Source organism: Pseudarthrobacter sp. 902506025, from assembly GCF_040702325.1.
Classification (GTDB): Bacteria; Actinomycetota; Actinomycetes; order Actinomycetales; family Micrococcaceae; genus Arthrobacter.
This window is the reverse complement of the sequence record NZ_JBFBKW010000001.1, coordinates 579,367-593,403: the sequence shown is the minus strand read 5'-3', so window position 1 is coordinate 593,403 and position 14,037 is coordinate 579,367. Positions and strand designations below refer to the sequence as shown.

General features: G+C 67.1%; 13 protein-coding genes. 4 read left to right on the top strand and 9 right to left on the bottom strand.

Going from position 1 to position 14,037, the window contains the following annotated elements:
• Window positions 1-13: 13 nt before the first annotated feature.
• Window positions 14-1,192 carry a thiolase family protein gene (locus AB0280_RS02605; RefSeq protein ID WP_366366242.1) on the bottom strand — a complete coding sequence of 393 codons (1,179 nt, stop codon included), beginning with the start codon at window positions 1,190-1,192 and terminating at the stop codon, window positions 14-16.
• A gap of 4 nt (window positions 1,193-1,196) precedes the next feature.
• Window positions 1,197-2,603, bottom strand: a complete 1,407-nt coding sequence (locus tag AB0280_RS02600) for a class I adenylate-forming enzyme family protein (RefSeq protein WP_366366120.1) — start codon at window positions 2,601-2,603, stop codon at window positions 1,197-1,199.
• Between the two features lie 57 nt (window positions 2,604-2,660).
• Between AB0280_RS02600 and ypfJ the strand changes: the two genes are divergently transcribed.
• Entirely contained in the window at window positions 2,661-3,542 is an 882-nt protein-coding gene (gene ypfJ, locus AB0280_RS02595) for a KPN_02809 family neutral zinc metallopeptidase (RefSeq protein ID WP_366366119.1), read from the top strand.
• Window positions 3,543-3,683: 141 nt separating this feature from the next.
• Here the strand turns inward: ypfJ and AB0280_RS02590 are convergent, their stop codons facing one another.
• The 6 genes from AB0280_RS02590 to AB0280_RS02565 are packed head-to-tail and all read right to left on the bottom strand — an operon-like array spanning window position 3,684 to window position 8,753.
• Complete coding sequence (locus AB0280_RS02590) at window positions 3,684-4,016, bottom strand: metal-sulfur cluster assembly factor (RefSeq protein WP_110543073.1); 333 nt, start codon at window positions 4,014-4,016, stop codon at window positions 3,684-3,686.
• A 12-nt stretch (window positions 4,017-4,028) separates the two neighbouring features.
• The gene (sufC, locus tag AB0280_RS02585) at window positions 4,029-4,823 is read right to left on the bottom strand and encodes a Fe-S cluster assembly ATPase SufC (protein WP_366366118.1); all 795 of its coding nucleotides are present in this window, start codon (window positions 4,821-4,823) and stop codon (window positions 4,029-4,031) included.
• A 42-nt stretch (window positions 4,824-4,865) separates the two neighbouring features.
• Window positions 4,866-5,222 carry a non-heme iron oxygenase ferredoxin subunit gene (locus tag AB0280_RS02580; protein ID WP_159632042.1) on the bottom strand — a complete coding sequence of 119 codons (357 nt, stop codon included), beginning with the start codon at window positions 5,220-5,222 and terminating at the stop codon, window positions 4,866-4,868.
• Between the two features lie 20 nt (window positions 5,223-5,242).
• A complete protein-coding gene (sufD, locus tag AB0280_RS02575) occupies window positions 5,243-6,484 on the bottom strand; it encodes a Fe-S cluster assembly protein SufD (RefSeq protein WP_159632043.1) in 1,242 nt (413 codons plus the stop codon).
• A complete protein-coding gene (gene sufB, locus AB0280_RS02570; protein WP_275180086.1) occupies window positions 6,484-7,947 on the bottom strand; it encodes a Fe-S cluster assembly protein SufB in 1,464 nt (487 codons plus the stop codon). Before sufB ends, sufD begins: the two co-directional genes overlap by 1 nt.
• A complete protein-coding gene (locus AB0280_RS02565) occupies window positions 7,947-8,753 on the bottom strand; it encodes a helix-turn-helix transcriptional regulator (RefSeq protein WP_275180085.1) in 807 nt (268 codons plus the stop codon). The genes sufB and AB0280_RS02565 overlap by 1 nt, the downstream gene beginning before the upstream one ends.
• Window positions 8,754-8,897: 144 nt before the next feature.
• Between AB0280_RS02565 and AB0280_RS02560 the strand changes: the two genes are divergently transcribed.
• The 3 genes from AB0280_RS02560 to AB0280_RS02550 are packed head-to-tail and all read left to right on the top strand — an operon-like array spanning window position 8,898 to window position 11,582.
• A complete protein-coding gene (locus tag AB0280_RS02560; protein WP_224026047.1) occupies window positions 8,898-9,866 on the top strand; it encodes an ABC transporter ATP-binding protein in 969 nt (322 codons plus the stop codon).
• The gene (locus AB0280_RS02555; protein WP_224026046.1) at window positions 9,863-10,630 is read left to right on the top strand and encodes an ABC transporter permease; all 768 of its coding nucleotides are present in this window, start codon (window positions 9,863-9,865) and stop codon (window positions 10,628-10,630) included. The genes AB0280_RS02560 and AB0280_RS02555 overlap by 4 nt, the downstream gene beginning before the upstream one ends.
• A gap of 7 nt (window positions 10,631-10,637) precedes the next feature.
• Window positions 10,638-11,582 carry a COX15/CtaA family protein gene (locus AB0280_RS02550; protein WP_366366117.1) on the top strand — a complete coding sequence of 315 codons (945 nt, stop codon included), beginning with the start codon at window positions 10,638-10,640 and terminating at the stop codon, window positions 11,580-11,582.
• Window positions 11,583-11,654: 72 nt separating this feature from the next.
• Here the strand turns inward: AB0280_RS02550 and AB0280_RS02545 are convergent, their stop codons facing one another.
• On the bottom strand, window positions 11,655-13,925 hold the full coding sequence (locus tag AB0280_RS02545; protein WP_366366116.1) for a bifunctional SulP family inorganic anion transporter/carbonic anhydrase: 2,271 nt from the start codon (window positions 13,923-13,925) through the stop codon (window positions 11,655-11,657).
• Between the last annotated feature and the right edge of the window lie 112 nt (window positions 13,926-14,037).

The window sequence follows — 14,037 nt, the reverse complement described above, 5'->3', positions numbered from 1 at the left end:
ACGCCAGGCGGCGTTACAGCCGCCGGTATTCCAGGAGCGCCGCCGTGCCCATGCCACCGGCCATGCTGATCATCGCCAGACCCAGGGCACCCTCGGTGTCCGCCCGCCGCGCCTGGGCCAGCAGCCGGGTCACCAGCACGGCACCTGACGCACCGTAGGCGTGCCCCAGCGCCAGCGCCCCGCCGTCGAGGTTTGCCCGGCCGGGAGCGATGCCCAGCTGGTCGAGGCACGCGAGCGTCTGCGAAGCGAACGCCTCGTTGAATTCCACCACGTCCACCTCGTCCGCTTTCACGCCTGCAGCAGCCAACACACCCCGCGCGGCCGGAACAGCGCCCATCCCCAGCACCTGCGGAGCCACCCCGGCGGTACCCGTGCTGCGCACCAGCAGGGCATCACGCACCCCCAGTCGGCGCGCCCGCGCAAGGGACGTTACGACGACGGCGGAGGCAGCGTCTGCGTCAAAGCAGGAGTTTCCGGCGGTGACAGTTCCTCCTGGCACAAAGGCGGCAGGGAACCGTGCCATGACAGCAGGGGTCAGGCCGGCCCGCGGGCCGCCGTCCGACGAGACGGTCCCCGCGGGAGTCTCCAGCGGCACGAGTTCGTCCATGAAGCGTCCGTCCCGGATGGCAGCGAGGGCTTTCCGGTGGCTGGCCAGCGCGAAGTCATCCTGGCGTTCGCGGGCAACACCGTACTCTTCGGCCACCGTTTCCGCGGCCACGCCCATGTCAGGGTCCCCGAAGCTGTCCGGCACGAACTGGGCGCGGCGGTAAAACTCCGGGCCGCCGTCGTCCTTCCTGTGCGCCCGCAGTGGCGCGGTACTGGTGCTCTCCACTCCACCGGCTAAATACAGTGGTCCGCCGCCGGCCGCCACCAGTCGGGCGGCAAGGACGATTGCATCCAGGCCTGAACCGCACTGCCTGTCAACGGTGATCCCAGGCACGCCGGCCGGCAGTCCCGCCTCCAGCAGGGCAAGCCGCGCGACGTTCCCGCCCCCGCCCACGGCGTTGCCGATAACCACGTCGGTGACGGACGCGGGATCCAGCGGCACTTCGGCCACCAGCTCCCGGAGGACCGGAGCCAGGAGTTCGTGGGCGCGCAGGTTCCGCAGGGCGCCGTTGACGGGGCACACGGGGGTCCGGCGCGCGGCGATGATGACCGGCTGGCGTTCGGGCGGCAGGAGGTCAGGCGGCAGCAGGTCAGGCGCCAAGGGCACGCACCCTGGGGTCGCGGGCGTTGATCCACTCCAGCAGGAGGTTCCGGCTGACCTTTCCGCGGTCCGTGGTGGGAAGCTCCTGGAGCAGGTAGTACTGCAAGGGCCGCTTGTGCCGGGACAGGATGTCCTCCAGTCCGGCCCGCAGCTGGGTGGCAGAAATTCCGCCGTGGGACGGCACCACACCAGCCACCACACGCTGGCCGCGCAAGTCATCGGCCATCCCGGCGGCGACAGCTGCCGCAACCCCGGGAACGGCGGCCAGCGCCAGTTCCACCTCGTGCGGGTAGACGTTCCTCCCCGCTGTGAGGATCATGTCGGCACGCCGGCCAAGGATGTGCAGCTCACTGTCCGCCAGATAGCCCTGGTCCCCCACCGTGTACCAGTCGCCGAAGGACCGCAGCGCTTCGCCGTCGTCACCCCACAGGTAGCCGTTGCTCACCATGCCGCTGCGGACGCAGATGTTGCCGTAGCCGCCGTCGGGGACGGGTGCGCCGTCGTCATCGCGGATCCGGACGTCGACCCCTGGAAACGGCTGGCCGATTCCGGTGCCTCCGGCGGTCGCAGCCTGGCCTGGGGCCAGGCCCAGGCCGGAGACGAAACTCAGTTCGGAGGCGCCGTAGTACTCATAGATGGTGGCATTCGGAGCCCAGCGCCTGGCCGCTTCGAAGGTGCGGGCATCAAGCTTGGAACCGGCGCAGATGATGGTCCGCACGCCGGAGGCATCGACGCATCCGGTCATTCCGCGTTCGCTGAGCATCCGCAGCATGGTGGGCACCAGGACCAGCCGGGTGACCCGGTCGTGGGTGATGGCCGCATGGACGTCGCCGACGTCGAATGTCTCCAGCGTCTGGAACTCCGAACCGGCGTACAGGCACTCAGCCAGGGCGTAGAGGTTCAGGCTGGCCGCCAGCGGACCAGGTGCCAGGGTCACGTCATCCTGCCGAAGCCCGAAGAACTCGATCGAGGCGTCGAAGGATTGCTGCCAGGACCGCCGGGAGCGGGTGAACGCCTTGGGTACGGCGGTGGTCCCGGAGGTGAGGCCGATCAGGAAGCTGGAGTCCGGCGGCCCGTCGGCCAGCTGGTCATCCGGGGACACCGGGGCTGGACCGGCGCATGCTTCCACCCGCCGGATGATGTCTTCCTGCAGCGGGGCGGACCACGCCGGATCCAGGACGGCGCATTGCCGGCCGCCCGCCACGGCGGCCGCGAATTTCACGGCAAAGTCCACGGAATTGGCCTCGCACAGCGCCGTGACGGACTTGGTCCCGGCCACCAGTTCAGCGGCGGCGTCCCGCAGCTGCTCCCAGTCCAGGCGGCGTCCGGCGATCACGACGGCGGTGTCGTGCGGCCGCTGCCCGGCCCAGCGCTGGAGCTTGTCGAGGAAAGGCACGGACCAACTTTACCGGCCAGGCGGATTGAGGGCCCGGCCCGCGGGTAATGTGACGTTATGAGTTTCAATGACAACGTTCAGCTGGATCCCTCGCAGGTCCAGGACCGCCGGGGCATGGGCACCGCGGTGAAAGTGGGCGGCGGCATCGGCGGGGGCCTGGTCCTGCTGGTTGCCCTCCTCCTGGGCATCAACCCCAACCTGCTCGGCGGCCTGACCGACGGCGGCAACGCCGGGCAGTCACAGGGTACGGCGCCAGCCTGCAGCACCGGCGCTGACGCCGACGCGAGGCTGGACTGCCGGATCACGGGTACCGTCAACAGCCTTAACGCCTTCTGGCCCGGCTACCTGAAGCAGTACAACGTGCAGTACCCCCGGCCTGAAGCGGTCATCTTCAGCGGCGGCACCAACACCGCATGCGGTTCCGCGACCTCCGAGGTGGGCCCCTTCTACTGCCCCACGGACACCACGGCGTACTTCGACCCCGGGTTCTTCCAGGAACTCGTGGACCGCTTCGGGTCCTCCGGCGGCCCCCTGGCGCAGGAGTATGTGGTGGCGCACGAGTTCGGCCACCACGTCCAGAACCTGCTCGGTGACCTGAAGCGGGCGCAGCAGGATCCGCAGGGGCCCGAGTCCGGTTCCGTCCGTACCGAACTGCAGGCTGACTGCTACGCGGGACTGTGGGCCAAGTACGCCTCCACAACGCCGGACCCGGCCACGGGGCAGCCGTACCTGGAGCCCCTCACCCCGCAGGATGTGAACGACGCATTGTCCGCCGCCGCGTCCGTGGGTGACGACCGCATCCAGAAGGCCGCCACCGGCCGCGTCTCCCCCGAAGGCTGGACGCACGGCTCCAGCGAGGAACGCCAGCGCTGGTTCTCGCGGGGCTACCAGTCCGGCGACATCAACCAGTGCGATACGTTCAGCGCCGCAACCCTCTAACCCGGCTCACCCCCATCGATTGCTGAGTAATTGCCGTTTTGAGAGGTCATAACGACATTTACGCAGCAATCGATGAGCCAACGACGACGGCCGGTCACCTTCGTGGAGAAGATGACCGGCCGTCGTCGTACTTCAGGTTTGTCAGATGTTGAAGCCGAGGGCCCGCATCTGGTCCTTGCCGTCATCGGTGATCCGCTCAGGACCCCATGGCGGCATCCATACCCAGTTCAGGCGCCAGTCGTCCACAACGCCGTCCAGGGCCTGGCCCACCTGCTCCTCGAGCACATCGGTGAGCGGGCAGGCGGCGGTGGTGAGCGTCATGTCGATCAGGAGCGCGCCGTCCTCGTCGGAGTACTTCAGGCCGTACAGCAGCCCGAGGTCCACCACGTTAACGCCAAGCTCAGGATCGATGACGTCCTTGAGCGCCTCTTCGACGTCCTCCAGGGCCGTACGGCCCGGCTTGATTTCGGTCATGACAAGTCCTAACTAGGCCTGTACTGCGGCCTCGGCCGCGATGGTAGCTGCGCCGGCGCCCTTTGCGTAACGGTCGTAGCCTTCTGCCTCGAGACGGTCGGCCAGCTCGGGGCCGCCCTCCTCGACAACCTGGCCATCAACGAACACGTGGACGAATTCAGGCTTGATGTAGCGCAGGATACGCGTGTAGTGCGTGATGAGCAGCGTGCCCATGTTGCCCTCAGAGTGTGCGCGGTTGACGCCCTCGGAGACGATCTTCAGCGCGTCGACATCCAGGCCGGAGTCGGTCTCGTCCAGGACGGCGAACTTGGGCTTGAAGAGTTCCAGCTGGAGGATCTCCACGCGCTTCTTCTCGCCGCCGGAGAAGCCTTCGTTGACGTTGCGCTGGGCGAAGTCGGCATCGATGCGCAGCTTCTCCATGGCATCCTTGACGTCCTTGGTCCAGGTACGAAGCTTGGGTGCTTCGCCGTCAATTGCGGTCTTGGCGGTGCGCAGGAAGTTGGTCATGGTGACACCCGGAACCTCTACCGGGTACTGCATGGCCAGGAAGACGCCTGCACGGGCGCGCTCGTCAACGCTCATGGCCAGCACGTCCTCGCCGTCCAGCGTGATGGTGCCGCTGGTGACGGTGTAGCGGGGGTGGCCGGCGATGGTGGAGGCCAGGGTGGACTTGCCGGAGCCGTTGGGGCCCATGATGGCGTGCGTCTCGCCGGTCCTGATGGTCAGGCTGACGCCCTTCAGGATCTCCTTGGTGCCCTGCTCCGTCTCAATGCTGACGTGCAGGTCCTTGATCTCAAGAGTTGACATGCTCTTCTTTCTTTTCGCTCGTAAGTCTGATGCTGCGGGCGCTCAGTAGTTGTCTACTGCTGCGCCGTTCAAAACGTTGGTGACGTCCACGTAGACGTCGTCTCCGTCGAGTTCGACGGCGAACACCGGAACAGGATCGTAGGCGGGGAGCTGCAGTGGCTGGCCGCTGCGCAGGTCGAACTGGGAGCCGTGGCCCCAGCACTCGATGGCGCAGCCTTCCACGTCGCCCTCGGACAGGGAAATGTCCGCGTGCGAGCAGGTGTCTCCAATGGCGTGGATGTCCCCCATAGAATCCCGCACGACGGCTACGGGGTAGCCGTCGATCAGGATCCGCAGCGCCTGCTTGACCTGGATGTCATTGGCGCTGCAAACCAGCTCGCCCTTGGGTGTGCCGCTCATACGTTCCTGCCTGCCTGTCCCTAGTAGTCGATTGCCGCGAGTTCGCGTTCCACAGCCTCGGTCAGGCGCTCTTCGAGGGCCGGGACCTTGATCTGCTGGATGATCTCGTTCAGGAAGCCGCGGACCACCAGGCGGCGGGCAACATCCTCGGGGATGCCGCGGGCCATCAGGTAGAACAGGTGCTCGTCGTCGAACCGGCCGGTGGCACTTGCGTGGCCGGCGCCCTCGATCAGGCCGGTCTCGATCTCGAGGTTGGGCACGGAGTCCGCGCGGCAACCGTCGGTGAGGACCAGGTTCTGGTTCTTCTCGTAGGAGTCGGTTCCCTCAGCCTGCTTCTGGATCAGCACGTCGCCAACCCACACCGTGTGCGCACCCTTGCCCTGCAGCGCGCCCTTGTACAGGACGTTGGACTTGCAGTTGGCCACGTTGTGGTCCACGAAGGAGCGGTGCTCGAGGTGCTGGCCCGCATCGGCGTAGTACAGGCCCAGGAGCTGCGTCTCGGCACCTTCCCCGGCGAAGCGGACGTTGGAGTTCAGGCGCACGATCTTGCCGCCAAGCGTTACGGCAATGTGCTTGTATACGGCGTCCTTGGCAACCTCGGCATCGTGTTGTGCCAGGTGCTTGGCGTCGTCCCCCCACAGCTGCAGGGAAACCACCGTGAGGTGGGCGCCTTCGCCGACCAGGACCTCAACGTTGCCGTTGTGGTCTGCCGTGCCGTCGTGCTCAATGATCACGACGGAGCGGCTGTTGACTCCGGCTTGGATCACCACGTGGGAGTTGGTACGGCGTCCTGCAGCGTTGCCTGTCAGGACCAGTCGCACAGGCTCGTCCAACTCGGCGTTCGCAGGGATGGAGATGAGCTGGGCGTCGCCGGCGTTCGCGGAAGCCACGACGGCGGCCCGATCGGCGGGGACGAGGGTGGAGCCACGGGGGGCCTCACCTTCGCGAAGGGTCCGCTGGACCACGGATGCGGGCGCCTCGACCGAAAGGCTCAGGGCGCCGGCCTCCGACGGGGTATCGGACAGCAGGTTGGCCAGTTCGCGCACCGGGGTGAAGCGCCATTCCTCTTCCCGGCCGTTGGGCAGGGCGAAGTCGGCCACGTCATGGCTGGTGAGCCGCTCGGCGCGGGAGGCCATGACCTGGGTGCCGTGGCTGTGGTGGCGGTCAACCTTGGAGGCGACCAGGTGCTCGCCTTCCTCGGTGAAACCGGCGATCGACGGTGCGCCGATGCGCGCCTTCTCGGTAGTTGCTTCGGCAGTCATTAACCGACGGATCCTTCCATCTGGAGTTCGATGAGGCGGTTCAGCTCAAGGGCGTATTCCATGGGCAGCTCGCGGGCGATCGGCTCAATGAAGCCGCGCACGATCATGGCCATGGCCTCGTCCTCGGGCATGCCGCGGGACATGAGGTAGAAGAGCTGCTCCTCGCTGACGCGGGAAACGGTGGCCTCGTGTCCCAGCTGCACATCGTCCTCGCGGATGTCGATGTACGGGTAGGTGTCCGAGCGGGAAATGGTGTCCACCAGGAGCGCGTCGCAGCGCACGGTGTTGGCGGAGTGCTTGGCTCCTTCCCGGACCTGGACCAGGCCGCGGTAGGCGGCGCGGCCGCCACCACGGGCAACGGACTTGGAGATGATGGAGCTCTTGGTGTTCGGCGCAATGTGCACCATCTTGGAGCCGGTGTCCTGGTGCTGGCCCTCGCCGGCGAACGCGATGGACAGGGTCTCGCCCTTGGCCCCTTCGCCTACGAGGTACACGGCCGGGTACTTCATGGTGACCTTGGAGCCGATGTTGCCGTCCACCCATTCCATGGTGGCGCCGGCTTCGCAGACCGCGCGCTTGGTCACCAGGTTGTACACGTTGTTGGACCAGTTCTGGATGGTGGTGTAGCGGACGCGGGCGCCCTTCTTCACGATGATTTCCACCACGGCGGAGTGCAGCGAGTCCGAGGTGTAGATCGGCGCCGTGCAGCCTTCGATGTAGTGGACGTAGGAGTCCTCGTCGGCGATGATCAGGGTCCGCTCGAACTGGCCCATGTTCTCGGTGTTGATGCGGAAGTACGCCTGCAGCGGGATGTCGACGTGGACGCCCTTGGGTACGTATACGAAGGAACCGCCGGACCACACTGAGGTGTTCAGCGACGCGAACTTGTTGTCGCCCACCGGGATCACGGTGCCGAAGTACTCCTGGAAGATCTCCGGGTGTTCCTTCAAAGCGGTGTCGGTGTCCAGGAAGATGACGCCCTGGGCCTCGAGGTCCTCACGGATCTGGTGGTACACCACCTCGGACTCGTACTGGGCGGCAACGCCGGAAACGAGGCGGCTGCGCTCGGCTTCCGGGATGCCCAGCTTCTCGTACGTGTTGCGGATGTCCTCCGGGAGATCTTCCCAGGTGGCAGCCTGCTTCTCGGTGGAGCGGACAAAGTACTTGATGTTGTCGAAGTCGATGCCGGAGAGGTCTGCACCCCAGGTGGGCATGGGCTTGCGGTCGAAGTACTTCAGGCCCTTGAGGCGGAGGTCGAGCATCCATTCCGGCTCGCTCTTCTTGGCCGAGATGTCCCGGACTACCTCTTCATCGAGACCACGCCGTGCATTGGCGCCGACGTCGTTCTTGTCAGCCCAGCCGTACTCGTAGTTGCCGATGCCGTGGAGCTCGGGATTCTTCTCCAGAATCTCCGAGATCACAGTGTTTTCGGCTACTGCTTTCTCTGATAGTTGGTCCGTCATCACGGCCTTTCTTGCTGATGGTTGGTTACTTCGTCCAGGCGGGCGGGGGCTGCCGCCGGCGCGGTGGCCGGTCTGGCAGACAGCCTGCCTGTGGGAATGTGGGTGGTGCAGACGTGGCCACCACGGGCCAGGGTGGAAAGCCGGCGTACGTCCACTCCCACCAGCCTCGAGAAGACTTCCGTTTCGACGTCGCAGAACACCGGGAAGCGGGCGGCGAGCTGCTGGATGGGGCAGTGGCCCTGGCAGAGCTGCACGCTGGAAAGCGCCGCGGGCAGGGGTGCCTTGGCCTCGATGGAGGCGGCGGATGCCACGAAGTTGTCGCGGCTGAGGGCGGCCGACAGGGCGGTGGCGCGGTCCCTGATGTCCGGACCGGCTTTTTCCATTTCGGGCGCGTAGCGCCGTTCCATGTCCGCGAACCGCTCCTCGGCGAACGCCCGTACGGCGTCGGGGCCGGCCACCTTCTGCAGCTGCTGGAGGGCAAGTGCTGCAATGTCCAGGTAGTCATTGCCCAGGCTGGACTGGCCCTGCGAGCTGAGAACGTAGCGGCGTGCGGGCCGGCCGGCACCTGCTCCCGGCTTGGCAACCCGCTTGACCTCGATAATGCCGGCCCGGGACAGGTGGTCGAGGTGGCGCCGGACAGCGGCCGGGGTGAACCCCAGCATGTCCCCCAACTCGGCCGCACTGACGGGACCGTGTTCCAGGACGGCAGCAAGGACCCGGTCCCGGGTGCGCTCGTCGGCGTCCGCCACAGGACCGGACGCAGCGGGAGCCGGCCCGGCAACAGGCACAGCGGTAGCGTTGGTCATGGAATACACAACACAATCATGTCGTAATTTAGTCCCGTGCTCCAGTAAGGGCAGGCTGACCTTGGCCGGCTGCACGCAAAACTCCAAGGATAGGGGACCTTCCTGACGGACGGCTCCATATACTACATCCCGTAGAATACTGTGGTGCGATCCCCCCAGTCCCCCGTCCTGTCCATCCATGGGCTCATCAAGGACGTAGGCCCCCTTTCCAGCCTGGACGGAAAGATGCTCAGGGTTGTCAGCGGCGTCTCCCTCACCGCGGAGCGCGGGCAGGTCACCGCCCTGCTGGGCGCGAACGGCGCCGGAAAGACGACGACCCTTGAGTGCGCCCAGGGCCTCCAGAAGCGCAGCGGCGGCAGCATCTCGCTGCTGGGCCAGGACCCCGCCACGGCAGGCGCCGACCTGCGCTCCCGCGTCGGTGTGATGCTGCAGGACGGCGGGCTTCCGCCGTCGGCCAGGCCACTGCCACTGTTGCGGCATATCGCCGGGCTGTACGCCCGCCCCTGGCCGTTGCAGGACCTGGTGGGCCGGCTCGGCATCGATACTTTCAGCCGCACCAGCGTCCGCCGGCTGTCCGGCGGCCAGAAGCAGCGCCTGGCACTTGCGGCAGCCCTGATCGGCAGGCCCGAAGTCCTGTTCCTGGACGAGCCCAGCGCCGGCCTGGACCCGCAGTCCCGCCAGCTGGTGTTCGACCTGATTGCCGAACTGCGCGACGGCGGCATGGGAATCATCCTCACCACCCACCTCATGGACGACGCCCAGCGCCTTGCGGACTATGTGTACATCATCGACGGCGGCCGCAACGTCGCCGAAGGAACCGTCCATGAGCTGCTGCAGCGCAGCCCCGTGGCGGACCATGCCGGCGAGCACGTCCGGACCCTGGTGTTCGAAGCACCCGCCGGGCTGGACCTGGCTGCCGTGCTGCCGGACGGCGTCGACGTCTCCGAAACCCGCGCGGGCAGCTACGCCGTCACCGGCGCCCTCACGCCCCGCCACCTCTCTGCGCTTGCCCAGTGGTGGGAAGCAAAGGACATCATGCCGGCGTCGATGAGCCTCCAGGCGCGTAGCCTTGAAGACGTCTTTTTGGATATCTCGGGAAAGGACATCCGATGAGTACCGCAGCGATCCGGGAGACGCAACAGCCCGCGTCCCTGCTGCGCCGCGTCCTCCTGCAGGGCAAATACGAGGCACTGACCATGCTGCGCAACGGCGAACAGCTGATCCTGGCTGTGGTGCTGCCCCTGCTGGCACTGGTCGGCCTGACGGTGACGCCCTTCCTGGACGGAATGGGCTCCAGCCGCATCAACGTGGCCGTTCCGGGCATCCTGGCCCTGTGCGCCATGTCCACGGCTTTCACCGGCCAGGGCATCGCCACCGGCTTCGACCGCCGCTACGGGGTGCTCCGGTTCCTGTCCACGACGCCCCTTGGGCGCGGCGGCCTGATCGCCGGCAAAGTTCTCTCGGTGCTGGCCGTCCTCTGCCTCCAGGTAGTGGTGGTGGGCCTTGTTGCCCTGGCGCTGGGGTGGCAGCCGACGGCGGCCGGCTGGCTCCCCGGGCTTGCGCTGCTGGCACTGGGCGCAGCGGCTTTCACTGCCCTGGGGCTGCTGGTGGCCGGAACCGTCCGGCCGGAAGCGACGCTGGCGATCACTAACCTGCTGTGGATCCTCCTCGGTGCCATGGGCGGGATCGTCCTCCCGGCCGAACGGCTGCCCGCCGCGGCGCAGGCCGTCGTCCATTTCCTGCCTTCCGGCGCCCTCGGTGAATCGATGCGCGCCGCTTTCCTGGGCGGGGCCGTGAACGGCGGCGCCGCCCTGATCCTGCTGCTCTGGACAGTCATTGCCGGAGCCGCAGCCATCCGTTGGTTCAAGTGGAATTGAGATAATCGTGACCACGGCTTCACGCCTTCCCCAGCTTGCCGGCCGCCTGGCGTCGCGGCTCCCCCGCACGGTGGACGTACGCATCCGCCGCCTCGCCGTCGCATCCCTGATCGGCCAGACGCTTCTGGTGGTCACGGGCGGCGCTGTCCGCCTCACGGCCTCAGGCCTTGGCTGCCCCACCTGGCCCCGCTGCACCTCGGACTCGATCGTGAACACTCCCGAGATGGGCATCCACGGCTTCATCGAGTTCGGCAACCGGCTCCTGACCTTCGCGCTGGCCGCTGTGGCCGCGCTCATGCTGGTCTACTTGTGGAACCTGCGGAAGGAACGCAAGGACCTCTTCCTGCTGGCCCTCGGACTGCTCGCCAGCATCCCCGCACAGGCCGTCATCGGCGGCGTTACCGTGCTCACCAACCTCAACCCGTGGGTGGTGGGCCTGCACTTCCTGGTGTCGATGGCCCTGGTGGTGTTCTCCACCCTGCTGGTGAACCGCGCCTTCGGCCGGACCGGCCGCTTCCCCGCAGGCCGCCCCGCGGAACTGCCGGCCGTGCTGCGTCCGGTGACGGCCGCCGTCGCACTCTTCTCCGCCGTGGCCGTGATGCTCGGTGTGGTGGTCACGGGTGCAGGTCCCCACGCAGGTGACGCCGACGCTCCCCGCAACGACCTGGACTGGGACCTGTTCTCCCACATCCACGCAGTGCCGGCATACCTGGTCACCGCCGGCACCGTGGTGGCCTTGGTGCTGGTCATTCCCCGCCGCATTTCGGGCCCGTTCCGGACGGCAGTCCTGATGCTCCTGGGCGTTACCGTGCTGCAGGCCATCATCGGGTTCACGCAGTACTACAACGGCATTCCGGCGTTGCTGGTGGCAGCGCACATGCTCGGCGCGGCGCTGCTCATGGCAGCCTCGACCAATGCCTGGGACATCGCGCGGTCCAGCAAGGTGAAATAGCCTCCAGCGCATCTGGCGCCAGGCGCCCCGGTCCACGTCAGGACCGGGGCGCCTCCCTTTTAAGTCCGCTGGCTAGCGGCCGGCTGCGGCGACGCTGCCCCGGCAGCCAGCGCCGAAGGCAGGATCCAGGTTCTCGATGCCGTCGGCGGAAACCTGAAGGACCCGGGCCGTGGCAATGTCATAGAAAAGTCCCGTGGCCTGGACCGTCCCATCGGCCAGTGCGGGGCCGGCCACCGGATGGTCCTGGAGCTTTGCCAGCTGCACGGCCACGTTGACCATCGAGAGCTGGTCAACGGTCCCGTAGCCCGCTGCGGCGGCCTGCTTGCCCACCGGGTGCCCAGCCAGCAGTGCCGCATAGCTGGGCCGGGCGTGGTCCAGCCACTGGGTGAACGCCGGGCCCAGGGAACTGTTGTCTCCGCTGTCGGCTTCCGCAAGGAGCGCGTTCATGGCACCGCAGTTGGAGTGCCCGCAAATGACCAGGGACTGCACCCGCAGGCCGTTGACGGCAAAGGACAGGGCCGAATCAATCGAGGCGTCCCGCCCGTGGCTGCACACCACGTTGCCGATGTTCCGCAGCGTGAGCAGATCTCCGGGGCCGCTGCTGGTGATCAGGTTCGGGTTGACGCGGGAATCGACGCAGGCCACGAACAGGCTGTCAGGGTTCTGGCCTTCCGTCAGGTCATGGACCAGCGGACGGACCTGGTGGGCAAACCGGCGGTGGTACTTGTTGACCCCCACCAGCAGGGGTTCCTTCCGCGGCGGGAGCGGCAGTTCGGTGGCTTCCTCGCGCCTGGGTGCCTGGTGACCGGCATCCTGGAAAACGGTGTTGCCGTGTTCCTCAAGGCGCACGGTTCCACCGGTGGCCTGGTGCTGCAGCTGCCAGGCGAGCAGGGCTTCACGGAAAGAGTGGTCGACGTAGTCCGCGTTCAGCTCCACCACCACGTTCCTGCCGGCCGGTACAACCTGGAGAACGGGGTTGAGCTTTGGCAGCGCGAAGAAGCTGCACGAACCGGCGATCGTCACGCGCCAGGGCGACGACGGGGCGGCCGGCGGGTGGGCATGGATCTGGGCCCGCAGGACACGCCAGAGGACGTTGGCGGCGGCAAGCGCAAGGCCGATCATGACGCCCTCAAGCAGGTTCAGGAACACCACGCAGACCAGGGTCACCGCATAGATCGGGAGATCCCCGGTCCGCAGGCTGGTGCGGATGTCCGCCACTTTGATCAGGCGGGCACCGATCACCACCAGCAGGCCGGCCAGGACAGCCAACGGAATCAGCTGGATCAGACCGGAGAAGAGGGCCGAGAACGCAAGGATCCACACCCCATGCAGCACCGCGGACGTGCGCGTGGCCGCGCCCGCTTCCACATTGGTGGCGCTGCGTACGATCACACCCGTCACCGGCAGGCCGCCCAGCGACCCGGAGAGGATGTTTGCCGTGCCCTGCCCAATAAGCTCCCGGTTGAGGTTTGTCCGCGGACCGGTTTGCATTCTGTCCACGGCCACAGCGGACAGAAGGGACTCGATACTGGCGATCAGCGCCATGGTCATGACGGCGAATGCGAAGGCGCGCCAGTTTCCGTCTGGTAGCTGCGGCAGGGCGATGGCGTCGAAGATGGACCCGTCCAGGGATATGCGTTCAACGCCGGGCGCAAAAGCCACGGCCAGTGCGGTTCCTGCCGCGACGGCGGCCAAGGGCCCGGGAATCCGCCGGACAGCGGCGGGCAGGAACTTCCAGCAGAGCAGGATCGCCACGACGGCCAGCCCCAGCAGGGCCGCGTGCAGCTCGAGGTTGGTAATGGCCGCCGGGAGTCCGGCGAGGTTCTCCAGGGCGGATCCGGCGGGCCGGGACCCGAGAATCACGTGCAGTTGTTGCAGGATGATGGTGACGCCGATGCCGGCGAGCATGGCCTTGACCACTACCGGCGACACCGCCAGGGCGGCCCTTCCCACCCGGCTGAAACCCAGCAAAAGCTGGACGACGCCGGCGGCCGCGGTGATGGCGCAGGTCACCTGCCAGCCGAATTCCTGGACGAGGCCGGCCACGACGACGGTCAGTCCGGCCGCCGGTCCACTCACCTGGAGGGGTGAGCCGCCGAGGCTTCCGGCCACGATCCCCCCGATGGTGGCGGCGATAAGTCCCGCCATGATGGGCGCCCCGGAGGCCGCTGCAATCCCCAGCGAGAGCGGGAGTGCCACCAGGAACACCACCAGCGATGCCGGCACGTCGGCTCCAAGGTGGGCGAAGAACGGAGGGCGGGACAGGAACCGGCGGGGGCCTCCGCCGCCTCCTCCGGGCGGGCTGTGGCTGGGGGCGGAGACGGCAGCGGGACGGGCTTCCATGGGGATTTCCTTTGGTCGCGGGAAGGGTCCGCTCCACCGTAAGCATCCGGTCACCGGCAATGACAGTTAATGTGATAGATATGACAAACTTGTCACATTTGTCCTGTCGACG

Excerpts from the sequence above, each read along its gene's own strand:
- ypfJ (WP_366366119.1), top strand. The coding sequence starts at position 2,661 with ATGAGTTTCAATGACAACGTTCAGCTGGATCCCTCGCAGGTCCAGGAC.
- AB0280_RS02590 (WP_110543073.1), bottom strand. The coding sequence starts at position 4,016 with ATGACCGAAATCAAGCCGGGCCGTACGGCCCTGGAGGACGTCGAAGAG.
- sufC (WP_366366118.1), bottom strand. The coding sequence starts at position 4,823 with ATGTCAACTCTTGAGATCAAGGACCTGCACGTCAGCATTGAGACGGAG.
- AB0280_RS02580 (WP_159632042.1), bottom strand. The coding sequence starts at position 5,222 with ATGAGCGGCACACCCAAGGGCGAGCTGGTTTGCAGCGCCAATGACATC.
- sufD (WP_159632043.1), bottom strand. The coding sequence starts at position 6,484 with ATGACTGCCGAAGCAACTACCGAGAAGGCGCGCATCGGCGCACCGTCG.
- sufB (WP_275180086.1), bottom strand. The coding sequence starts at position 7,947 with ATGACGGACCAACTATCAGAGAAAGCAGTAGCCGAAAACACTGTGATC.
- AB0280_RS02565 (WP_275180085.1), bottom strand. The coding sequence starts at position 8,753 with ATGACCAACGCTACCGCTGTGCCTGTTGCCGGGCCGGCTCCCGCTGCG.
- AB0280_RS02555 (WP_224026046.1), top strand. The coding sequence starts at position 9,863 with ATGAGTACCGCAGCGATCCGGGAGACGCAACAGCCCGCGTCCCTGCTG.
- AB0280_RS02545 (WP_366366116.1), bottom strand. The coding sequence starts at position 13,925 with ATGGAAGCCCGTCCCGCTGCCGTCTCCGCCCCCAGCCACAGCCCGCCC.